A 22,300-nucleotide genomic window follows, 5' to 3' on the forward strand; every position below is an offset into this window, starting at 1 on the left:
GCTACGTACAATTTATCATATGAATTTTAAGATTTTGTAAAGATGATAGAAAGATTTTCTTTTAAAATTTTCTCGATATGCTTTTTTTGTCTAAGTGATTGATATTCTTCAGCAATCGGTTCACCAATATAATGGACATACAAAGTATAAGCACCATCTTCTTCTTGTAGTGCCACACGTTCCACTGGGCTAGTATGTGATATATTTAGGGCATTTACAAATTTAATAATACCGCCTAAAAATTGAATATGATCCAACTCTTTGCCACGTAGCCATGCGGTCTCTTGGCTATAAAATTTTAAAAGAGATTTATTTTTAAAACTTGCTAACATTGCAAGTTTGACGCGATCTTCATGTGGAAAACCATCAATCATTGAATTCGCTATAATATAATACGTATGCGGTGAACTAGAATCTGCGTCAATAAATCTTCCTAAATAATATAAATATGCACCTTCCGCAAAAAGTTCTTGCTCTTTTTTAGTAACTTGAATTTTATCTAAGTCAATCAGTTGTGATAACAATGATTGAGCCAATTTAACGCGTTGTTTTGCACTAGATTCTTCGATGCTATATTCATTAGCTAAATGATATAATGCGTCTTTTCTAATATTTTCTTTTTTAAATTCTTGTGGGTGACGTTCGGAAATCAACTTCATTATATAGCCCTCACGTAGCCCTTTACGTGAGAAAGTGAAGTGGGTTGCATTGATTTGTTCGAATAAAGTTTTGAATACGGATACTGCTGGTAATATGATGTCTATACGGTCTCTGCTTAATCCATCAATATCTTTTAAGTCATCACGTGAACTCTTTTTAATTATTTTATATACCTCATCCATATCTTCTTCAGTCATTGAGTAGTTATGAACACCACCAATGGGATAAGAATGTTCTGACTGATGAATGCGTGCTACGTTACGAGCCGATCCACCAATACCGACTAAAGTAATTTTTTGGTCTTGTAACCATGGTAGCTGTTCGAATTGCTTAGCTATAAATTTTTCCATTGCTTTAATTGCAGATTTATCATTATGATCTTTATCTTCGAAGAATTTTCGTTTTAATGTTACAACGCCAAATGGGAAACTATGCGCTTCAATGATTGTTTTATCTTTGAATAAAGTGACTTCTGTAGAACCACCACCAATATCGATAGAAATACCATCTTCTACATCTGTAGTATGAGTGATGGCATAAAAACCATAAAAAGCTTCTTCTTGATCAGGAATGATTTTGATGCTGATGTCAAGTTCGCTTTTAATGTGTTTGATAATTTCATTTTGATTGGTAGATTGTCTAATAGCAGCTGTCGCAACAGGATGTAATTCGTTTACTTCAAATTTATTAGCGACGCTTTTAAAGCTGTGTAATGTTGTTGTCAACACATCGATACCATCTTGGTTCATCTTTAAATCATCGCTTAAATATTGACTTAAGCGTGCGGGCGTTTTAATATTTAAAATTTCATTTAATCCTGTTTTAGTATCGAATTCAAAAATAACTAACCTTATTGTATTTGATCCGATGTCTACTAATCCTATGCGTTCCATAATCTCCTCCTGTATATATGAGGTAAATAGTTGTTTATAAATTTATTTACCCACTTTTCTCTTTAATATTACAATAAATAGCATGATTTGTGATACATCAATTGAATATTGTTCAATTCATGGTAATGATTTTTATATAGTTTGAAATTTAATATTGTTTTTGACTTATTCATTGATGTGTAAAGGGCCTCCAGGGCCTAATGGCCAGCCAAGTAAGTACCATATAATCATGAATATGGGCCATACAATACTTAGAATAATGGTATAAGGCATTAAACTAGATAACAGTGAGCCTAATTTCATGTGTTTATCATATTTTTGAGCATAAGATAAAAGTAATGGCAAATAAGGCATCATTGGCGTAATTGGGTTACTAATTGAATCTCCAATTCTATACAACATTTGTGTGAATGCAGGATGAAATCCTACAATTATCAGCATTGGAATAAATATTGGAGCAAGAATTCCCCATTTAGCAGATGCACTACCGATTAATAAGTTAATGAGCGCACCTAAAAAAATCACTCCTAAAATAAGGACGATACCGTTTTGATCTTGAAGTACTTCAGCACCTTGTACTGCTACAATCACACCTAAATTACTCCATTCTAAAAATGCCAGTAATTGTGCTGCAAAAAAGACAATAACAATAAAAGACCCCATAGAAGCCATAGAATCAGCAAGCATTTTACCTAAATCTTTAGAATTTTTAAATTCCTTCATTAACATGCCGTACACCAAACCAGGCACCAAAAAAATAAGTAAAATAATTAAACCAACCCCATTAATAATAGGAGAATCATTCAATAAACTGCCAGTTTTGGCATTACGTAAGAAACTATTTTGTGGTATTGCCATAATGATAAGTAAAATAAGTGTAGTGAAAAAGCTTATATTTGCCCAAAACACAGCCTTACTTTCTTTAAGTGTTAATCCTTGATTAGTATCATCCACTTTAATATTAGACTGTGTATCGTCATATGAGCCTAAACGGGGGATGACAAAACGCATTGTCACCCAATAAATTGTTGGCAATAATACAACGACACTAGCTGCAATAAAGTACCAATTCATCGCTACATTAACTGCAATTTTATCAGAAACAATCTTTGTTGCTGGTTCTGTAAAGGCATAAAGCAATGCATCTGACATTCCTATCATGACATTCGCAGAAAAACCACCAAGTGCTGATGCGTAAGCCATCGCTAACCCGGCAATAGGGTGATAGCCTAATTTTATGAAGACCATCGCTGTTAACGGTGGTAAAACAATCGTTGCAGCATCTCCTGCAGAATTGCCAATAATACCTATAAGTATTATTACAGGCACAATGATTTGCTTGGGTGCTTTATGAACAATTTGTACCATTAATTTATCAAAATAACCTGTTTTCTCAGCAATACCTACCCCAAGCATCACTGATAATACTAAACCGAGTGCAGGGAACTCAGAAAAGTTTTTGATCGCATCATTCAAAATCATAGCAATACCATCTTTGCTTAAAATATTTTTGATACCAATGGTATTACCTGTTCCAGGATGTTTTACTGTGACATGAAAAAGTGAAACAACCCATGTAATGATTGCGAGCCCAAGACACATTAGAAAAAACAATATACTTGGATCAGGTAATCTATTACCAATTTTTTCTACAATATTCAGAAATTTATTTATAATTGTCGATTTTTCTCTCGTATTTGACCCCATTATTATTACCTCCCCAATAAGTTATCGAAATTATAACAAACTCATTTTGAAATGAGTATGATAAATTTTATGTTTCCAAGCAAAAGGCATCTATGAATGCTTTATACAAAGGTTTTAAAATTGATTTAAAAAGGAAATGTATTACAGATAAATTAATATTGAACAGTAGGGAAATGAAAGGGGAAGTTCATAGATGAGACGATTAGAAAATAAGATTGCTGTGGTAACAGGCGCTAGTACTGGCATAGGATCTGCTTCTGCACAAATATTGGCAAAAGAAGGGGCACATGTTTTAGCGATTGATATTTCTGCATCTGTACATGATACAGTAAAAGTAATTAACCAGGGCGGTAATAAAGCTTCAGGATATAAAGTAGATGTATCAGATGCACATGCAGTAGAACGGCTTGCGCAATCTATTAAAGAAGATTATAATCATATTGATATTTTATGTAATAATGCTGGTATTGATAATGCCGCTGGACGTATTCATGAATTTCCAATCGATGTGTTTGATAGAATTATGAATGTTGATTTAAGAGGTACATTTTTGATGACTAAATTCTTTTTACCACTAATGATGTCAAATGGTGGCTCTATCATCAATATGGCGTCATTTTCTGGAAATGCTGCAGATTTAAATCGTTCAGCATATAATGCTGCAAAAGCAGGTATCATCAATTTCACTCGATCAACAGCGATAGAATATGGACGTGAGCATATCAGAGCGAATGCAGTCGCACCAGGTACGATAGAAACACCACTTGTAGATAAATTAACAGGTACTAAAGAAGATGAACAAGGAAAAATATTTAGAGAAAATCAGAAGTGGGTTACGCCTTTAGGTCGTTTGGGCACACCTGATGAAGTAGGTAAACTCATTGCTTTCTTGGCTTCTGATGACAGTTCTTTTATAACTGGTGAAACCATTACAATTGATGGTGGTGTGACGGCATATACTTGGCCAGGAGAAATGTTGAGTGATGCGCGTTGGAAAGATTCTACAGAATAATTTAGAGTGAAAGTGATATTATTTGAGTTTAATAGTTATTAAGAAGCACCAAAAAGCCGTAAACATTAGTGGTAGCACTTTGTTTACGGCTTTATTTTTTATAGGTTTGAGTGGTTTACCAAATGATGTTATCTACGGCATCGTCGTTTAAAGATTTAACGATTTCAGTGACTAAGGCAACCGAATTTTTATAGTCATCTGTATGCAATACAGAGACGTTTGAATGCATATAACGTAGAGCGACACCAATAGAGACCGTAGGCACACCTTCATTGGCAACATGAATACTTCCAGCATCAGTACCGCCACCAGGTGTAGAATCTAACTGGATATCTATATTATGTGCTTTAGCTATTTTTTTAATATGGTTTGTAAAACCAACATGACCTATGTTTGAAGCGTCCATAATAATGACTACAGGTCCTTGTCCAATAGCTGTCTCGCTAGTTTGGCCAGACATGCCTGGTGTATCATAGGCAACAGCTACGTCGACAGCAAGAGCTAAGTCAGGTTTAATCTTATTAGCTGCAACTTTAGCGCCACGAAGACCTACTTCTTCTTGTACGTTAGCGCCTGAAACTAAATTAATATCAATGGATTCTTGTTTAAGGTTGTTTAAAACGTCTACAGCAAGGGCGCAACCATAACGATTATCAAAAGCTTTGGCAGTTAAATACTTGCTATTAGCTAGTGTTTCAAACTCACTGTATGGTGTGATCATATTGCCAATTTCAATGCCGAATTGTTCAGCTTCTTTTTTACTTTTAACTCCAATATCAATGAACATATCTTTTATTTCTACATTTTTTTTTCGTTCTTCGGGTGATAAAGCATGTGGTGGTTTGGAGCCAATAATACCTCTGATTTTCTTGCCTTCATCAGTTGTGACAGTTACTTTTTGAGATAACATCACTTGGTTCCACCAACCACCAATAGGTGTGAATTTTAAAAATCCATCTTTATCAATTTTAGTAACTACAAAACCAATTTCATCTAAATGACCTGCCACCATTAATGTCTTATTACCAGTAGAGGTCGTTTTTTTACCGAAAATACCTCCCAGATTATCTTCAATAATTTCATCACTTACTGGCGTCAAATAATCACGCATAAGTGTTTTTACTGCTTTTTCATGACCTGCAATACCGTCAACATTTGTTAATGATTCTAGTAATTTTATTGAATTGTTCATGTTATACCCCCTAATCAAATATTTATATTCATTTTATCATGAACTTCGATATAAGCTAATTGTTTGAGCTTTGTGTTATTAATTTAATTTACATAACATTAGATGAAGTTTACGTTGCACGCTATTGTAAGGCTAAACGTGTGCATTCAATACCTGTCCATGATTCAATATAATTATAAACAAAGTGGAGGGATAGACGATGACAGAAATTAATTATTTAACAATAGGCTCAGAATCAGCACCGATTAAAGTGGAGTCTTTTATCAATTTAGCTTGTCCATACTGTAAAAACTTCTTTTTCGCTGCAGACACTGTATTAAAGCCATTCATTGATCAAGGGAAGGTTCAACATACAATTAAACATTTTGATAAAACGAAGCAAGGCTTATTAAAAGGAACAATAGCAAATATATATTTAAACTATCAACGACCTGAAGAAACCTTAGATATTATTCGTGAGTTATACCAAACACAAGCTCAATGGAAAGTAAGTTTTTCGACAATTGAAGCCAAAATGGAAGAAGAATATAATCTTACACCTCATAAAGAAGCTGACGATCGTTCGTTAGCGATTCATGAAGAAGTATTTGAAAGAGGAATTAAAGGCATTCCGACCGTTTTTATTAATGGTAATTTATTTGAATTCAATCCATTGGAAGATCAACAAGAAACGATAGAATCTAAGCTAACAAAGCAATTGAATCACTTTATATGATAATGAACCATCGGACTTAAATATCTATTTGCAAAATAAATACGTCTGGACACCAGTGATTCGTCCCAGACGTATGCTTATCTTATCCTTCGAAATGTTGTTGAAGCTTATTTTTAACAAAGGTGTTTGTTTTAATCTTTGAAGTTAATTATGATTTAGTAAGTTTAATTTATAATCATGTATGGATTGAATGTTACCGTCTTTCTTTTTGATAATGATGTGTTCTTTCGATATCTGAGTTGGGGAAGTTACACCTACAGCGGCAGCAATGTTAAATAAGCCTTCATGTAAGCTGGTTACAAAATTAGTGACGCGGTATTTTTTTTCATCTATAATTAATCCCTTTTCACGTTTTGGATCTGTTGTTGCAACACCTACAGGACATGTGTTCATATGACACTGCCTACTCATAATACATCCGACACTAATCATCATACCTCTTGCAACGTTGACTAAATCAGCACCTAGACCTAATGCAATCGCAATTTTATCAGGTGTTACAAGTTTCCCTGAAGCAAATACTTTAATTCGATTGCGTATACCATACTTTTCGAGTACACCTGTTAAGATTGGTAAAGCAGTGAATAAAGGTAAACCTATGCCATCTTGCAATTCTTGAAATGTTGCACCAGTGCCTCCTTCGCCGCCGTCAATAGTAATAAAATTCGGAAACTGATTTGTTTCAATCATTGTTTGTGCGAGCGCTTCTACTTCTGATACTTTGCTGATTACAATTTTAAAACCAACAGGTTTTTGACCTACTTTTTGTAATTGTGTAACCCAGTCTAATAAATCGGTTGGATTATCTATAGATTCAAAACGGTTAGGGGAATTAATCGTCCTCCAAGGTTCAACATTACGAATATCAGCAATTTCTTGTGTGACTTTATTACCTTGCATATGGCCGCCTCTTGTTTTTGCACCTTGTGCTAACTTGATTTCAAAAGCTTTGACCGTATCTTCATTTGCTAAACTTTGGAAAGCATTCATATCAAATTCTCCCGATTTATCTCGTACGCCAAATAGACCTGGACCTATTTGAAAGATGATATCTGCATCGCCCGATAAATGGTGTTTTGATAAACCGCCTTCACCTGTATTCATCCAAGTTCCAGCTTGTCCTAATCCTTTGGATAGCGCCGTGATTGCATGACTTCCTAATGCGCCATAACTCATTCCTGATTGACCAACAAGCCTTTTAAGTTTGAACGGATGTTTCAGTTCAGGACCTAAAATAATGGCATCTTCATCTGTTAAATAAAATGGATCTATCTCTGCTTTTGTGCGATGTTCGTCACGATTAAAGAGTCGTTCATTATCAATTGTATAAATAAATGATGAAATCAACGGTGATTGATTAATATGTAATTCTTTAGATTGCAACGGAAACATCGTATTTTGAATGTAAAACCCATCTTCATAATCCTTTTGTGTACCAAAACTAGTCATTCTTGAATTATATTTACCAGCTAATACAATATTGGTGTAATCATTACGAGAAAAAGGTTTGCCTTTGGTATCTGCTAAAAATAAATATTGGCGTAATTCTGGACCTATTTTTTCACCAAAATATCGAATACGTGCAAGTAATGGATAATTGCGTAAAACGCTATGTTGCTTTTGTCGTTTATCCTTAAAAAGCAATACAGCCCCTAAAACAAGTACGCTTATTAAACAAACGACAATGATTACGTTGACGATAAACTGTAAAATAGTCAAAATAGTCATGTAACATTCCCCCTTAATATAGTTATATAATACAATAAATTATGCAATTTACAATGTGTTCCACTGTAAAGGGGTAGAATGGTTAATTGTAATTTTCAAATAGAAAAGTAAATCAACTTATAATAATGATAAAATATTGTGTTATATTATTGTTAAACAGCTACAAGGAAGGTGACATATGACTGACAAATCATCAGCAACGCCATTAACCAAAAAGCATATATGGCAGCATCAGAAAATTGTTAAAAAAGACTTTTGGTTAATCCCTATATACATCATTGCTAATTATCTTATACCACTTATATTAACGCTGATATTAATCGTATCATATGACATTTTTAATATTGGTAGTAAGTATCGTTTAAGTGATATGAATATACTGATTTTTGGTGGTGTTATTGCTGAAATATGTATCATCTTAAGTTTTTATGGCATGCATACTAAAGATAATATTACAGCAATTGCGATCAACAGGTTAAAATCAGTTCGTAAATATATTTTGCTTATTTTTATAGCATACATATCTACGCTCTTGTTGAATAATTTATATGATTGGCTTATGACTTTTTTACCGAAGTCATTACAATATCATGAAACACAGAATCAATTGATTTTAGAAGCACTATTTCAAGACAATTGGATGCTCCCATTTTTATTTTTAGATATTGTTATTTTGACGCCGATTATTGAAGAGTTATTATTTAGGCATCTCATCATTCATGAATTAGGTAAAAAAATTACATATGCTGCTGCAAGTGTATTATCAGTTATATTATTTGCTGGTATTCATGTATTAGGGGCTACATCCCCATTTGAAATCGGAAGCTATATTTTTATTGCGATTGGTCTAGTATTTGTATATTTGAAAAGTGGGAAAAACCTAGCAGTATCCATATCACTGCATGCTTTTAATAATTTAATATCTTTTATTGCGATTGTATTTTTAAAATAATGTTTGCGTGTGATATTTAATGTTGTGTTTTGAATAAAACGATTGAATGCTACAATGATAGGAAATCAAACAGTCGTAATAGGGTATAAACTATATATGACCTAGGAGGTTCAAAATGTTAGAGCTTAGAAATGTTTCATACCAGGTGGATAACCGACAAATTATCAATAACATTAATTTGAAAATCGAAGCAGGAGAAACGATTGCGATTGTTGGGCCTTCAGGAAGTGGTAAAAGTACTTTGTTACGCTTAATGAATAATTTGATAAGCCCTACAGAAGGAGAACTATATTTTAATAATCAAGTATATGAAGATATTAGTCCAGAAAAGTTAAGAATGGAAGTTAGTTATTTATTACAAGAAAGCGATTTGTTTGAAAGTACTATTGGTGATAACTTAGCTTTCCCCGCTCAAATTAGAAATGATAAGTTTAATCGTAAAAGAGCTAAAGCACTTTTGAAGTCGGTAGGGTTAGGTCATTATAACTTTGATACAAGCGTAAACCATCTTTCTGGTGGGGAGCGGCAACGTGTTACGATTGCGAGACAGCTAATGTATAAACCCAAAGTATTATTATTAGACGAAGCAACAAGTGCTTTAGACGTACATAACAGTGAAAAAATTGAATCTTTAATCTTTAAGCTTGCAGAGGAAGGTACAACAATTTTATGGATTACACATAGTAACGATCAAAGTATGAGACATTTCCAAAAGCGCATTAGAATTGTGGATGGACAAATTGAGAAGGAGGAGGAATTATGATGAGTACCACTGCTTTAGTACTTACTGCGACACTCCTACTTTTTCCAATTATCGTGTCATATAAAGAAAAATTACACATAATTAAAGATTTACTCGTTGCAACTTTAAGAGCAGTTGTTCAATTGGTGATTTTAGGTTATTTACTTCATTTTATATTTGATGTAAACCAAACATGGTTGTTGCTCTTGTTTGTATTGATCATCATTATTAATGCATCGTGGAACACGATCAGTAGAGCTTCACCTGTGATGCATCATGTATTTTGGATTTCTTTTATTGCCATATTTATAGGTGTAGCGCTACCATTAGTCGGTATTGTGATCACTGGTGCAATTGAATTCAAACCTAATGAAGTAATTCCAATTGCAGGCATGCTTGGAAGTAATGGTTTGATTGCAATTAATCTTGCGTATCAAAATTTAGATCGTGAATTCGTTAAAGAAATGAGTCAAATCGAAGCCAAATTGGCATTAGGTGCTAATCCAAAACTATCTTCCAAAGGAACGATCCGTGAAAGTATCAAAACGGCAATTGTGCCAACGATAGATTCAGTGAAAACGTATGGTATTGTTTCGATTCCTGGTATGATGACAGGGTTGATTATCGGTGGTGTAGATCCATTGGAAGCTGTTAAATTTCAACTTTTAGTAGTATTTATTCATACGACAGCGACAATTATGTCAGCGTTGATTGCAACATACTTGAGTTATCGTCAATTCTTTAATGAACGAGACCAATTAATTGCGCGACATATCCCCAAAGACAATCGCTAAAAGTTTTTGATGTATATTTGTTATAATAAACATGATGACAATTACTAAAATCAAATCTATTTGATGAGAAATTTTAAATTTAGATGAGCAGGAAACGTCAAGAAGTATCAAAATGGTTATTGATATTTCTTGCGTTTCCTGTTTTTTGAAATGAATTTAATAGCATGTAGTGCTAAGTATTCATATATATTGACGAATGGTTTATAATGTAGCAGTTATAGAATTTTTGAAATCAGATTAAAGAGAGGAGGATATTTATGTCAGTTATGCGCATATTTACCTTTATATTAAGTATATTTATTGTAGGAATGGTTGAAATGATGGTTGCAGGTATTATGAACTTGATGAGTAGTGATTTACATGTTTCTGAAGCAATCATTGGACAATTAGTTACCTTATATGCCATTACTTTTGCAGTAGCAGGACCTATTTTAGTAAAGCTAACAAATCGTTTTTCACCACGAATGGTTTTATTGTGGGCACTGTTAACATTTGTTGTAGGCAATATCATTATTGCGATTGCGCCTAATTTTTCTATTTTAGTGATTGGACGTATCTTATCATCTGCAGCTGCAGCATTAATTGTGGTTAAAATATTAGCTTTAACTGCGTTATTAACTGCGCCACAACACCGAGGGAAAATGATTGGTATTGTGTATTCCGGTTTTAGTGGGGCAAATGTTTTTGGTGTGCCAATCGGGACAGTCATTGGTGATTTAGTCGGTTGGAGATATACGTTTTTATTTATTGTGATTATTAGTTTATTCGTTGGTATTCTAATGTATATATATGTACCGAAGCTAAGTGATCATCTATCGTCAAACACTGACATGGAGACAGGTTCAAATCGTTCAAACGCTTATTCTAAAGTGTTAAGACCCGTTGAAGTTACAAAATATTTAGGTATCACGTTTTTATTATTAGTAGCCAACTCGGTGACGTTTATTTATATTAATCCGTTAATCCTTTCCGGTGGGCATCAACTATCCTTTGTTTCTATTGCATTATTAATCAATGGTATTGCAGGTGTAATCGGAACATCAATGGGTGGCTTTTTATCAGATAGACTTACGAGCAAACGCTGGTTGGTTATTGCGACAGCCGTATTTATTGTTATGATGCTTATTCTTAATATGTTTTTACCAGGTACAGGTTTATTACTCATGATTATTTTCATTTGGAATATCATGCAATGGAGTACGAATCCAGCTGTGCAAAGTGGCATTATAGAACATGTTGAGGGTGATACGAGCCAAGTGATGAGCTGGAATATGTCTAGTTTAAACGCAGGTATCGGTATCGGCGGTATTGTAGGTGGATTAGTAGTATCGAACTTAAATGTCTACGCAACGACTTATTTTTCAGCTGCAATTGCGTTAGTAGCATTTATTTTAGTGATTAGCCTTAAAAATGTCGCTAAATACAATAAAGTATCATGATTTGAGCATGGGCTAATGGTAATATAAGACTGCAAAATTTAATTATATATAAATAAAACAGGGCGTGGAAAATTGAAATGTAATTTCAGTTCGACACCCTGTTTTTTAAATTTTTGTGCAAATGTTTTTACTAAAGTCACACAGTTTAGAACTTAAAATGTAACGACTCCGATTAACATAGCGATAATTAACATGACGATGGCAAAACCCCATATCCAAAAGAACGCATACTTTATATATGTTCCCATATTTGCTTCTGCAAGCCCTATTGCTAACCATAATGCAGGTGAAAATGGACTGACAAACGTACCGATAATATTTCCAATTAACATTGCATATGCTGTTGACACAGATGACACACCAAACTGACCGGCTGTCTGTTCAACAATAGGTAAGATTGCGAAATAATAAGCATCCGTACTCGTTAATAAATCTAGTGGTACACCGAAAATACCGACAATAATGTGTAAGTATGGCCCTACGGCATTCGGTATAATGTGGATGAAGCTTACTGCTATTGCCTCAAGCATACCAGTTTCATTAAGTACACCTAAAAACATACCCGCTGCAATAATCACGGCAGCCATCATAAGTGCATTTGGCGCATGAGCCTTAAGCCTACTCATTTGTTCGTCTACATTTGGGAAGTTAATAATCAAAGCAATCGCAACACCAATCATAAATGCAAATTCAGGCGGAGCGATATTAGCTAGCATTACTACGATGATAGCGAGCGTAAGTATCACGTTAATCCAATTAATCCAAGGTTTCGTAACGGCAACACCACGAATTGGAAATTTAATATCTTGATCTTGTTCGTATATTTCAACCAATTTATGTATATCCACATCTTGTGTATTAGTTACTTCTCCCGAATTGATTTTACGTTGTATAATTGATTTTTCTCGAAAACCTAAAAATACAGCGAATAGTAAAACTAAAATAAAACCGATAATCTGAACAGGTATAACACCATACCATAATTCATTGACATTCTTAAAATGAATTACTGAAGCTGTACGAGCCATAGGACCACCCCAAGGCACCATGTTCATAATCGATGCACTCAGTCCGAGTAACAAAAGTAGTAGATACCGATTCATATTTAGTGCTTTATACAACGGTAATAATGCTGGTATTGATAATAAAAATGTTGTGGCTCCAGCACCATCGAGTTGCGCGAATATTCCGATAAGTGCAGTTACAATACAAACAACTACAACATTACCTCTAGTAAGTAAAATCAAACGCTTTACCAATGGTTTAAATAAGCCAGCGTCACTCATGATGCCGAAGAAAATAATTGCAAAAATAAACATGATGACGACGTTAATGACTTGATCTAAACCACTATTAAAGAATTTTACTAAATCGCCTATATTGTAACCTAATATGAGTGCCCCTACACTCGGTATTAAAATCATGCCTACAACTGGACTAATACGTTTAGCAATTAGTAAACCAACAATGGAAATAATAATAATTAGCCCCATAATTGTTAGCCAAACACTCTCTTGTTGCATAAAATATCCCCTCCAAATATTAAAGCGCTTACAAAAAACTGAACAATGATTGTTCACACTTCTAAAAAGTGATTATTTATAAGTGTAACAGAGAAAAGCGAAGTGTATCAGTAATATATATAAATACTTATATAATTTTACTTATATTAAATTATAAGTAAAACAAATGTATTTTTGAATTGTATTAGTATGACAATATATAGGTTTTGTACCAGAGTAGTGTGAAGAAGATCAATAAAGGATTATCTAAATTGAGCACATTTAAAAATGGTTTGAAGAAATATTTTGAATTATTAAAGATATAAATAAGTATTATATTCTTAGAAAATAAGACGTTAACATGATATAAAAGATAGTATGGATTAAATGTATATATTTATAGTAAAATTAAAATAAAAGGCGGTTTTTTATGAGTGAATCAATTAAAAACGATAAAGTAGATGCGTTTATTGAACGCTTAGATCAATGGCAAGATGCTTTTAAAGTATTAAGAAATATAATCAATCAAACAGAATTAACAGAAGATTATAAATGGATGCATCCTTGTTATACTTTGGACAATAAAAATGTTGTCATCATTCAAGATTTTAAACATTATTGTGCATTGTTATTTGAAAAAGGTGCCATTATGAAAGATCCATATCATACTTTAATTCAACAAACGAAAAATGTTCAAGCTGCTCGCCAGTTGAGATTTGAAAGTTTAGACGAAATAGAACAACGTAAAGACGAAATTGCTTGGTATGTAGAAGAAGCCATTAGAGTAGAAAAGTCGGGTGAAAAAGTACCGATGAAAACGACAGAAGAATTCGATATGCCTGAGGAATTGAAAAATAAATTAGAAGCTTCGTCAGAGTTAAAAGAAGCATTTAATAATTTAACGCCTGGAAGACAACGTCAATATATGTATTATATAGGTCAAGCTAAACGTGCTTCAACAAGGGAAAATAGAGTTGAAAAGTATATCAATCATATCCTAGAAGGTAAAGGCATGAATGATAAGTAACCAATTAAGCTATAGCATGACTTAAGTCTTCAATGACAAAAAAGTGTTCGTGGTTGTCAAAATTTTTTAATCGTATTTTAGTTGAACCAAACCATCGTATTTATTTAAAAATAGATAACGCGTCGTTTATAAAATCTAGATTAATCTTGCAACTTTGTCATTTATCGTTTATAGTTTGCTCAAATATAAATATAGTAGATGAATCAAGTAATATTTTGTAAGAGAAGGTGTAGATATGGCAAGAGTGTCTAAACGTATTCAACTATTAGAAGCAGCAGCGGCTATCGTAAATGAGCAAGGTAGTGAGTATTTAACACTTGATGCAGTTGCTAAAAAAGCAGGTGTTAGTAAAGGTGGTTTACTGTATCATTTTAAAAATAAATTCGCATTGATACAAGGACTTGTGGATCATGCAGATGAGTTGTATCGAAATAATGTGAATGAACATGTTAAAAATGAGACACAAGAAGTTGGCAAATTATTGCGTGCATTTATTGAAGCTACTAGAGAACACCGTTCAGAAAATGCATCAATTACTTCTGGTATGCTGGCTGCACAGGGTATTAATAGTAATTTATTATTACCACTACAAGATACCTATAAAGATTGGCAAGAAAAAATTGAAAAAGATGGCATTGATAAAGTCGATGCAACAATCATACGTTTAGCAGTGGACGGCTTATGGTTATCGGAAATATTTGGACTAGACGCACTTGATGAAACAATGAGAGCAAAAGTTTTAGAACGACTAACATCTTATACAGAAAACAAACAAATCGAATTAAAAGATGCATGAAAAAGTTGAAATTATAAAAAAATAATAAAATTTTCGATTCGTTGAAAGTATTGATGCTATAGGGATAAGTGATGACAAACCATCACTTATCCCTTTTTTTAGCTGTAGCAAGGGTTGAAACTAAACCGTCCGGTTGGTACACTATCAACTGTGATCAAAACTCTGTTGGAGGTTTATATATGAAAAAAGTTATGCTAACAGCAGCTTTAACAGGTGCTGGAGATACTGTAGAAAAAAATAAAAGTGTTCCTGTAACACCTCAGGAAATTGCAGATTCAGCAATTAAATGTGCGAAAGCAGGGGCTACTGTTGCACACATTCATGCACGTGACCCAGAAACAGGCGGCATAAGCCATGATGTTGAATTTTTTAAAGAAGCAGTAAGATTAATAAGAGAAGCTGATGAAGATATTATTATTAATATTACTTCAGGTGGTGGCGGAGATTTTATCCCTAACCTAGAAGATCCATATACAGCAGGTGAAGGTTCAGATATGCAAACACCTGAAGAAAGACATGAAGCGATTGGCGCATTATTACCAGAAATGTGCACACTTGATTGTGGTAGTGTGAATATGGGTGACGCTGTTTACTTAAGCCCAGCTGATTGGTTAAGAAAACAAGCACAATTAGTAAAAGATGCAGGTGTAAAACCTGAATTAGAATGCTTTGATAGTGGGCATATTTCATTTGCAAAACAATTAATTAATGAAGGTCTCATTGAAGGCGAACCCATGTTCCAATTCTGTCTAGGTATTCCATGGGGTGCTGAAAACGATGCAGAGACAATTGAATATTTTAAAACACGTATTCCTGAAAATGCACATTGGTCAGCTTTTGGTATTGGGAGAATGCAACTACCTACTGTAGAAGAAGCGGCGAAACGTGGTGGAAATGTCCGCGTAGGTTTAGAAGATAACTTGTATTTATCAAAAGGTGTTAAAGCTTCAAATGAACAACTAGTTGAACGTGCAGTTGAAATACTAAAAACATTAGATATAGAGCCAATGACACCGGCTGAAGCGCGTGAGCAATACCAACTTAGAGATCCTAAAGGAGGCAAATAATGAAATTTGCAGTTGTAGGTACGGGCGTTATAGGTAGTGGTTGGATTACGCGTATTTTAGCGCATGGTCACGAAGTAATTGCGACAGATCCCAGTGAAGGTGCTTATGAAAGCATGTTAAAACAAGTGAAACAAAACTGGCCATATGCTGAGCAACAAGGTTTAGCAGAGGGGGCGTCTTTAGAGAATTTATCGTTTACGGTAAGCTTAGAAGAGGCTGTTAAAGATGCAGATCATATTCAAGAAAATGTTCCAGAAATTGAAGAACTAAAAGCACAGGTATTATCTGAAATCGATACCTATGCACGTCAGGATGCCATTATTGGTTCTAGTACTTCTGGCATTATGCCTTCAGAATTACAACAGAATTTAAAACATCCTGAACGTTTGGTTGTTGCACATCCGTTTCACCCAGTATACATTTTGCCATTAGTTGAAATTGTACCTGGTAAAGAAACAACTGAAGCTGTCACAGTAGAAGCAGAAAAAGTGTACGAAAGCATTGGTATGGATGTGCTACATGTCAGACATGAAATTGAAGGACACATCGCAGATAGATTGATGGAGGCACTATGGCGAGAATCATTACACATTGTTAATGAAGGAATAGCAACTACTGAAGAAGTAGATAAAGCATTTACCCATGCAGCAGGTTTACGTTATGCACAGTATGGACCATTTATGACATTCCATCTTGCTGGAGGAGAAGGCGGCATGCGTCATATGTTGAAACAATTTGGTCCAGCACTGAAGAAACCATGGACAAAATTAATTGCGCCTGAACTAACTCAGGATTTATATGATAATGTGGTAAATGGTTGTGAAACGGCTTCACAAGGGCAAACGATGTCAGAATTAGACCAAAAGCGTAATGAATTCTTAGTTAAAGTGAAAGAATTAGCTGAAGCATATTGGCCAGAAGACACTGCATCAATGAAAAAGGGTATTAAATAATTGGAGGTTCATATGACTCAATTTCAATATCAAACCACTGTTAAAGATATTTGGGTCGATCATAATCAGCACATGAATGACGCTGAATATAATCGAGTATTTAGTGATGCCACAGATGCATGGTTGGCATCACTAGGCTTAGATGTGAATACAATTAAAAAATTGAATTATACAGTGTTCACTTTAGAAAATCATGTAGTGTATTTAAAAGAAATAAGCGTAGCTGAGCTTATTACTGTGAACGTAAGTCTATATGATTATGATGCCAAACGTTTACATGTTTTTATGACTTTAGTAGATGCTCAAAATAACCGTTGTGCAACATATGAAGTAATGCTTATGGGCATGGACACTACAATAGGCAGACCTGCAGCTTTCCCTGAACAAATAAAAAATGCTATAGATGATTATGCTAAAGTTGGAACAATTCATGAAGCGCCAAAAGAATTAGGTCGACTGATTGGCATAAAACGAAAATAATATTTTTGAAACATTGTTTTGAGCTATTGAATTGATAATTAATTTCAATAGTTTAATTAACAAAACTTAAGGTTATAAATTGTTTATTTTCATTTGTTGAGTTATCTTAATAGATATAGGATGAAAAAAATTAGTCAAAATTGATATTTTTGACCAACACATGAATAAAGTAGGGCTAGTTGTGCTACATGTTTTTACTTATTTTCGGATTTGTATAACATCCACAGTTAGCCCTATATTTATAAATGAAATGTTAAATGAAAATACAAATATAGAAAGGAATTAACACATGTTAAGTATAAAAAACTTATCTAAAGTCTATGGTGGCACAAAAAAAGCTGTAGATAATATATCATTGGAAATCGAATCTGGTGAATTTATAGCGTTTATCGGTACGAGTGGGAGTGGGAAGACTACTGCTTTAAGAATGATAAATAGAATGATAGAGGCTACAGAAGGCGAAATTGCAATCAATGGTAAAAATGTGCGCAAAATGAACGCCGTTGAATTACGTAGAAAAATTGGTTATGTGATTCAGCAAATTGGTCTAATGCCTCATATGACCATTAAAGAGAATATAGTCTTAGTACCTAAATTATTAAAATGGTCTGATGAAAAGAAAGAAAAAAAAGCTAAAGAATTGATAAAATTAGTAGATTTACCAGAAGAATACTTAGATAGATATCCTTCACAATTGTCTGGAGGACAGCAACAACGTATTGGTGTTGTGCGTGCTTTAGCAGCTGAACAAGATGTTATTTTAATGGATGAGCCATTCGGTGCGTTAGATCCAATTACGAGAGATACATTACAGGATTTGGTTAAAGAACTGCAACAAAAATTAGGTAAAACATTTATTTTTGTCACACATGATATGGATGAAGCGATTAAATTGGCAGATAAAATTTGTATTATGTCTGAAGGAAAAGTCGTTCAATATGATACACCAGATAATATTTTACGACATCCTGCAAACGATTTCGTACGTGACTTTATTGGTCAAAATAGATTGATTCAAGATAGACCTAATATGAGAACCGTCAAAGATGCAATGATCCGACCAGTAACTGTACATGCAGATAGTTCATTAAATGAAGCGGTTAAGGTTATGAGAGATCGACGTGTCGATACATTATTTGTCGTAGGTAATAATGATAGATTACTTGGATATTTAGATATAGAAGATATTAACCAAGGTTTACGAGCTCATAAAGAACTCATTGACACAATGCAACGTGATATATACAGAGTAAGAGTAGATAGTAAATTGCAAGATACGGTGCGTACGATATTAAAACGAAATGTAAGAAATGTACCAGTTGTAGATAGTGATGAAGAGACATTGATTGGACTAGTTACAAGAGCAAACTTAGTTGACATCGTTTACGATAGTATTTGGGGCGAGTTAGACGAAGATGTTAGTGCACAAAAAAATGCTATTGTTGAGCCCGATAATGTAGGAGCTGATAAGTAATGAAAGATTTTGTAGAGCAGTATGGTGGTCAACTGATATCAAAAACCGTTGAACATTTCTATATCTCAATCATCGCTTTGTTAATTGCTATCGTCATCGCTGTACCATTGGGTATTTTATTATCAAAAATGAAAAGAACATCTAATATTGTGCTAACTATTGCTGGTGTGTTACAAACGATACCAACATTAGCAGTGTTAGCAGTCATGATTCCAATCTTTGGTGTGGGTAAATTACCTGCAATTGTAGCTTTATTTATTTATGTATTATTGCCAATCTTAAACAATACTGTATTAGGTGTGCAAAACATAGATGATAACATTAAAGAAGCAGGCACAAGTATGGGTATGACACGTTTTCAATTAATGAAAGATGTGGAATTACCGTTAGCCTTACCGCTTATACTAGGAGGTATTCGTTTATCTTCTGTTTACGTAATTAGTTGGGCAACTTTAGCCAGTTATGTAGGCGCAGGTGGTTTAGGTGATTTTGTATTTAATGGATTAAACTTGTATGACCCATTAATGATTGTAAGTGCAGCAGTATTAGTGACTGCTTTAGCATTGATCGTAGATTTCCTACTGTCACTAGTAGAAAGATGGGCTGTACCTAAGGGATTAAAAGTATCCAGATAATTTAAGGAGGACATTATGAAGAAATTGAAACAATATTGTATTGTGCTTGTGTTGTGTCTGACGGCCTTATCTGGATGTAGTTTACCAGGACTAGGTAGCAACAGTTCAGAACAAGATATTAAAATCACAGCACTTGCAACAAGTGAATCACAAATTATGTCTCATATGTTGAGACTGTTAATAGAACATGATACAAATGGTGAAATTAAACCCACTTTAATTAATAATTTAGGATCAAGTACCATTCAACACAATGCGTTAGTAAATGGTGACGCGAATATGTCAGGTGCTAGATATAATGGTACTGATTTAACTGGTGCCTTAAATGAAGATCCAATTAAAGATCCTAAAAAAGCTATGAAAGCAACTCAAGATGGTTTCCAAAAAAAATTCGACCAAACCTTCTTTAACTCTTACGGTTTTGCTAACACATACGCATTTATGGTCACTAAGGAAACAGCAGAAAAATATAATTTAGAAACTGTATCTGATTTGAAAAAACATCCTGAACTTAAACTCGGTGTAGATAGTTCTTGGTTAAACCGTGAAGGTGACGGTTATCCTGGATTTACAAAAGAATATGGTTTTAAATTTGATACTATCAGACCAATGCAAATTGGTTTAGTATATGATGCATTAAACTCTAATAATTTAGATGTAGCTGTAGGTTATTCAACGGATGGACGTATTGCAGCATATGACTTAAAAGTTTTAAAGGATGATAAACAATTTTTCCCACCATATGATGCAAGTGCGGTTGCTACGAATGAATTGTTAGATAAACATCCAGAGTTAAAACCAATCATCAATAAACTAGACAAAAAAGTTTCGACATCTGAAATGCAAAAACTTAATTATCAAGCAGATGGTGAAGGACAAGAACCAGCAGTCGTTGCTGAGAACTTCTTAAAAAAACATAATTATTTTGAAAATGATAAGAAAGGTGGTCAAAACTAATGGAAGGTAATTTATTACAACAATTAGTAGAATATTATTCAGTCAACTATGGCTACCTTTGGGATTTATTTTTAAAACATTTATTAATGTCTGTTTACGGTGTACTCTTTGCATCTATTGTTGGTATTCCAATTGGTATCATAATTGCAAGATATAGTAAGTTTTCTGGTGTTATTATTACTATCGCGAATATTATTCAAACCGTTCCGGTTATTGCAATGTTAGCGATACTCATGCTTGTCATGGGATTAGGTACTACTACAGTCGTGGTAACAGTATTTTTATATGCGCTATTACCGATTATAAAAAATACTTATACAGGTATAATTGGTGTTGATGCGAATATTAAAGATGCTGGTAAAGGTATGGGTATGACGCGAAATCAAGTATTAAGAATGATTGAGTTACCTTTATCACTCTCAGTTATATTAGGTGGATTAAGAATTGCACTGGTTGTTGCAATTGGTGTTGTAGCAGTTGGTTCATTTATTGGTGCACCTACATTAGGTGACATCGTTATCCGAGGAACAAACGCTACAGATGGTACAACGTTTATCTTAGCTGGTGCGATACCAATCGCATTAATCGCTATTATTATAGATGTCGGTTTAAGATTATTGGAGAAACGTTTAGATCCTGCACATAAAGCAGAAAAAAGAGGTAAAACTAAGCCGCAAAGTATTAATGAATAGAAGGTCGTGAAATCATTGGCACTATTATCGATTAATTACAATTCAAAGACAATAGGTATGCATCATCATTTTATGGTAATTCTTCCAGAGGATGAAAGTTATTTCAAAAAAGGTACACAGCCTAAACCACTAAAAACACTATTATTACTGCATGGTTTGTCTAGTGATGAAACTTCGTATATGCGTTACACAAGTATAGAGCGCTATGCGAATGAGCATCAACTTGCAGTTATTATGCCTAATGCAGATCACAGTGGTTATAGTAATATGGTTTTTGGTCATAAGTATTATGATTATGTGCTAGAAGTACTTGATTATGCACATCAAATTTTACCTTTGTCACAAAAGAGAGAAGATAATTTTATCGCTGGTCATTCCATGGGAGGTTACGGAACAATCAAGTTTGCATTAGCTGAGGGACATCGATTTGCAAAGGCTTGTCCCTTATCGGCAGTATATGATGCTCAGACGTTCATGGATTATGATTGGTACGATTATTCTGGAGAAGCAATTGCAGGTGTTTCAAAAAATGCTACAGGTAATGACTTGGACCCATATTATTTAGTTGACCAGGCAATTCAACAAAGTAAAGAGATACCAGATTTATTAATTATGTGTGGTACAGAAGATGCACTACATGAAGATAATAAAAAATTTATTAAATATCTAGATGAAAAGCAAATTTCATATTGTTTTGAGGATGGGCCAGGTGAGCATGATTATGCTTATTGGGACTATGCTATCAAACGTGCTATAGACTGGTTAGTAAAAGGGTAATATATGGTGACTCATATCACTAAGTAACGTTTAAAGTCGAGACGACGAAATCAATTTAAATACAAAATGGCTAATCCACTTGATGATGATATGCTCCCTTCAAAGT

21 protein-coding genes are annotated in these 22,300 nt (G+C 33.9%); 16 read left to right on the forward strand and 5 right to left on the reverse strand.

What is annotated here, in order from left to right; all coding sequences use genetic code 11:
• Window positions 1–26: 26 nt before the first annotated feature.
• Both ppx and KA883_RS03655 read right to left on the reverse strand, forming a co-directional pair.
• On the reverse strand, window positions 27–1,556 hold the full coding sequence (ppx, locus tag KA883_RS03650; protein WP_210139871.1) for an exopolyphosphatase: 1,530 nt from the start codon (window positions 1,554–1,556) through the stop codon (window positions 27–29).
• Between the two features lie 162 nt (window positions 1,557–1,718).
• Complete coding sequence (locus tag KA883_RS03655; RefSeq protein WP_046206805.1) at window positions 1,719–3,260, reverse strand: AbgT family transporter; 1,542 nt, start codon at window positions 3,258–3,260, stop codon at window positions 1,719–1,721.
• 193 nt (window positions 3,261–3,453) lie between these two features.
• Between KA883_RS03655 and KA883_RS03660 the strand changes: the two genes are divergently transcribed.
• On the forward strand, window positions 3,454–4,272 hold the full coding sequence (locus KA883_RS03660) for an SDR family oxidoreductase (protein ID WP_046206806.1): 819 nt from the start codon (window positions 3,454–3,456) through the stop codon (window positions 4,270–4,272).
• Window positions 4,273–4,387: 115 nt separating this feature from the next.
• Here KA883_RS03660 and KA883_RS03665 read toward each other — a convergent pair whose 3' ends face one another.
• Entirely contained in the window at window positions 4,388–5,464 is a 1,077-nt protein-coding gene (locus KA883_RS03665) for a M42 family metallopeptidase (protein WP_019470101.1), read from the reverse strand.
• A gap of 199 nt (window positions 5,465–5,663) precedes the next feature.
• Here KA883_RS03665 and KA883_RS03670 point away from each other — a divergent pair, with 199 nt between their 5' ends.
• The gene (locus tag KA883_RS03670; RefSeq protein ID WP_046206807.1) at window positions 5,664–6,179 is read left to right on the forward strand and encodes a thioredoxin domain-containing protein; all 516 of its coding nucleotides are present in this window, start codon (window positions 5,664–5,666) and stop codon (window positions 6,177–6,179) included.
• A gap of 144 nt (window positions 6,180–6,323) precedes the next feature.
• Here the strand turns inward: KA883_RS03670 and KA883_RS03675 are convergent, their stop codons facing one another.
• Entirely contained in the window at window positions 6,324–7,907 is a 1,584-nt protein-coding gene (locus KA883_RS03675) for an FMN-binding glutamate synthase family protein (RefSeq protein ID WP_046208801.1), read from the reverse strand.
• A 178-nt stretch (window positions 7,908–8,085) separates the two neighbouring features.
• Between KA883_RS03675 and KA883_RS03680 the strand changes: the two genes are divergently transcribed.
• The 4 genes from KA883_RS03680 to KA883_RS03695 all read left to right on the forward strand — a co-directional run bounded on the left by KA883_RS03680 (window position 8,086) and on the right by KA883_RS03695 (window position 11,834).
• Window positions 8,086–8,859: a CPBP family intramembrane glutamic endopeptidase gene (locus KA883_RS03680; RefSeq protein WP_046206809.1), complete on the forward strand. Its 774-nt coding sequence runs from the start codon at window positions 8,086–8,088 to the stop codon at window positions 8,857–8,859.
• A gap of 115 nt (window positions 8,860–8,974) precedes the next feature.
• Window positions 8,975–9,622: an ABC transporter ATP-binding protein gene (locus KA883_RS03685; protein WP_046206810.1), complete on the forward strand. Its 648-nt coding sequence runs from the start codon at window positions 8,975–8,977 to the stop codon at window positions 9,620–9,622.
• Entirely contained in the window at window positions 9,622–10,395 is a 774-nt protein-coding gene (locus tag KA883_RS03690) for an ABC transporter permease (RefSeq protein WP_046206977.1), read from the forward strand. Before KA883_RS03685 ends, KA883_RS03690 begins: the two co-directional genes overlap by 1 nt.
• Before the next feature lie 257 nt (window positions 10,396–10,652).
• Window positions 10,653–11,834, forward strand: a complete 1,182-nt coding sequence (locus KA883_RS03695; protein WP_046206811.1) for an MFS transporter — start codon at window positions 10,653–10,655, stop codon at window positions 11,832–11,834.
• 152 nt (window positions 11,835–11,986) lie between these two features.
• On the opposite strand, the gene KA883_RS03700 is transcribed toward KA883_RS03695, so the two are convergent.
• The gene (locus KA883_RS03700; RefSeq protein ID WP_046206812.1) at window positions 11,987–13,357 is read right to left on the reverse strand and encodes a CitMHS family transporter; all 1,371 of its coding nucleotides are present in this window, start codon (window positions 13,355–13,357) and stop codon (window positions 11,987–11,989) included.
• Window positions 13,358–13,766: 409 nt separating this feature from the next.
• Between KA883_RS03700 and KA883_RS03705 the strand changes: the two genes are divergently transcribed.
• The 10 genes from KA883_RS03705 to KA883_RS03750 all read left to right on the forward strand — a co-directional run bounded on the left by KA883_RS03705 (window position 13,767) and on the right by KA883_RS03750 (window position 22,194).
• The gene (locus KA883_RS03705; RefSeq protein WP_046206813.1) at window positions 13,767–14,363 is read left to right on the forward strand and encodes a YdeI/OmpD-associated family protein; all 597 of its coding nucleotides are present in this window, start codon (window positions 13,767–13,769) and stop codon (window positions 14,361–14,363) included.
• A gap of 235 nt (window positions 14,364–14,598) precedes the next feature.
• Window positions 14,599–15,159 (forward strand): TetR/AcrR family transcriptional regulator, encoded by a 561-nt coding sequence (locus tag KA883_RS03710; protein ID WP_046206814.1) that lies wholly within the window; start codon window positions 14,599–14,601, stop codon window positions 15,157–15,159.
• A gap of 179 nt (window positions 15,160–15,338) precedes the next feature.
• On the forward strand, window positions 15,339–16,226 hold the full coding sequence (locus KA883_RS03715; RefSeq protein ID WP_019470111.1) for a beta-keto acid cleavage family enzyme: 888 nt from the start codon (window positions 15,339–15,341) through the stop codon (window positions 16,224–16,226).
• Window positions 16,226–17,179, forward strand: a complete 954-nt coding sequence (locus KA883_RS03720; protein ID WP_019470112.1) for a 3-hydroxyacyl-CoA dehydrogenase NAD-binding domain-containing protein — start codon at window positions 16,226–16,228, stop codon at window positions 17,177–17,179. The genes KA883_RS03715 and KA883_RS03720 overlap by 1 nt, the downstream gene beginning before the upstream one ends.
• A gap of 12 nt (window positions 17,180–17,191) precedes the next feature.
• Entirely contained in the window at window positions 17,192–17,659 is a 468-nt protein-coding gene (locus KA883_RS03725; RefSeq protein WP_046206815.1) for a thioesterase family protein, read from the forward strand.
• 289 nt (window positions 17,660–17,948) lie between these two features.
• Window positions 17,949–19,133: a betaine/proline/choline family ABC transporter ATP-binding protein gene (locus tag KA883_RS03730; RefSeq protein ID WP_019470114.1), complete on the forward strand. Its 1,185-nt coding sequence runs from the start codon at window positions 17,949–17,951 to the stop codon at window positions 19,131–19,133.
• On the forward strand, window positions 19,133–19,768 hold the full coding sequence (locus tag KA883_RS03735; protein WP_019470115.1) for an ABC transporter permease: 636 nt from the start codon (window positions 19,133–19,135) through the stop codon (window positions 19,766–19,768). Before KA883_RS03730 ends, KA883_RS03735 begins: the two co-directional genes overlap by 1 nt.
• A 15-nt stretch (window positions 19,769–19,783) precedes the next feature.
• Complete coding sequence (locus KA883_RS03740; RefSeq protein ID WP_046206816.1) at window positions 19,784–20,725, forward strand: osmoprotectant ABC transporter substrate-binding protein; 942 nt, start codon at window positions 19,784–19,786, stop codon at window positions 20,723–20,725.
• Complete coding sequence (locus KA883_RS03745; RefSeq protein ID WP_046206817.1) at window positions 20,725–21,417, forward strand: ABC transporter permease; 693 nt, start codon at window positions 20,725–20,727, stop codon at window positions 21,415–21,417. Before KA883_RS03740 ends, KA883_RS03745 begins: the two co-directional genes overlap by 1 nt.
• Before the next feature lie 15 nt (window positions 21,418–21,432).
• Window positions 21,433–22,194 (forward strand): alpha/beta hydrolase, encoded by a 762-nt coding sequence (locus KA883_RS03750; protein ID WP_046206818.1) that lies wholly within the window; start codon window positions 21,433–21,435, stop codon window positions 22,192–22,194.
• The last annotated feature ends 106 nt before the right edge of the window (window positions 22,195–22,300 follow it).

Origin of the sequence: Staphylococcus sp. GDY8P54P, assembly GCF_017892645.1 — a bacterium.
Classification (GTDB): domain Bacteria; phylum Bacillota; class Bacilli; order Staphylococcales; family Staphylococcaceae; genus Staphylococcus; species Staphylococcus ureilyticus.

What these genes read in the sequence shown, in the direction of transcription:
- KA883_RS03655 (WP_046206805.1), bottom strand. Translation starts at nt 3,260, where the DNA reads ATGGGGTCAAATACGAGAGAAAAATCGACAATTATAAATAAATTTCTG.
- KA883_RS03660 (WP_046206806.1), top strand. Translation starts at nt 3,454, where the DNA reads ATGAGACGATTAGAAAATAAGATTGCTGTGGTAACAGGCGCTAGTACT.
- KA883_RS03665 (WP_019470101.1), bottom strand. Translation starts at nt 5,464, where the DNA reads ATGAACAATTCAATAAAATTACTAGAATCATTAACAAATGTTGACGGT.
- KA883_RS03670 (WP_046206807.1), top strand. Translation starts at nt 5,664, where the DNA reads ATGACAGAAATTAATTATTTAACAATAGGCTCAGAATCAGCACCGATT.
- KA883_RS03675 (WP_046208801.1), bottom strand. Translation starts at nt 7,907, where the DNA reads ATGACTATTTTGACTATTTTACAGTTTATCGTCAACGTAATCATTGTC.
- KA883_RS03680 (WP_046206809.1), top strand. Translation starts at nt 8,086, where the DNA reads ATGACTGACAAATCATCAGCAACGCCATTAACCAAAAAGCATATATGG.
- KA883_RS03685 (WP_046206810.1), top strand. Translation starts at nt 8,975, where the DNA reads ATGTTAGAGCTTAGAAATGTTTCATACCAGGTGGATAACCGACAAATT.
- KA883_RS03690 (WP_046206977.1), top strand. Translation starts at nt 9,622, where the DNA reads ATGAGTACCACTGCTTTAGTACTTACTGCGACACTCCTACTTTTTCCA.
- KA883_RS03695 (WP_046206811.1), top strand. Translation starts at nt 10,653, where the DNA reads ATGTCAGTTATGCGCATATTTACCTTTATATTAAGTATATTTATTGTA.
- KA883_RS03700 (WP_046206812.1), bottom strand. Translation starts at nt 13,357, where the DNA reads ATGCAACAAGAGAGTGTTTGGCTAACAATTATGGGGCTAATTATTATT.
- KA883_RS03705 (WP_046206813.1), top strand. Translation starts at nt 13,767, where the DNA reads ATGAGTGAATCAATTAAAAACGATAAAGTAGATGCGTTTATTGAACGC.
- KA883_RS03710 (WP_046206814.1), top strand. Translation starts at nt 14,599, where the DNA reads ATGGCAAGAGTGTCTAAACGTATTCAACTATTAGAAGCAGCAGCGGCT.
- KA883_RS03715 (WP_019470111.1), top strand. Translation starts at nt 15,339, where the DNA reads ATGAAAAAAGTTATGCTAACAGCAGCTTTAACAGGTGCTGGAGATACT.
- KA883_RS03720 (WP_019470112.1), top strand. Translation starts at nt 16,226, where the DNA reads ATGAAATTTGCAGTTGTAGGTACGGGCGTTATAGGTAGTGGTTGGATT.
- KA883_RS03725 (WP_046206815.1), top strand. Translation starts at nt 17,192, where the DNA reads ATGACTCAATTTCAATATCAAACCACTGTTAAAGATATTTGGGTCGAT.
- KA883_RS03730 (WP_019470114.1), top strand. Translation starts at nt 17,949, where the DNA reads ATGTTAAGTATAAAAAACTTATCTAAAGTCTATGGTGGCACAAAAAAA.
- KA883_RS03735 (WP_019470115.1), top strand. Translation starts at nt 19,133, where the DNA reads ATGAAAGATTTTGTAGAGCAGTATGGTGGTCAACTGATATCAAAAACC.
- KA883_RS03740 (WP_046206816.1), top strand. Translation starts at nt 19,784, where the DNA reads ATGAAGAAATTGAAACAATATTGTATTGTGCTTGTGTTGTGTCTGACG.
- KA883_RS03745 (WP_046206817.1), top strand. Translation starts at nt 20,725, where the DNA reads ATGGAAGGTAATTTATTACAACAATTAGTAGAATATTATTCAGTCAAC.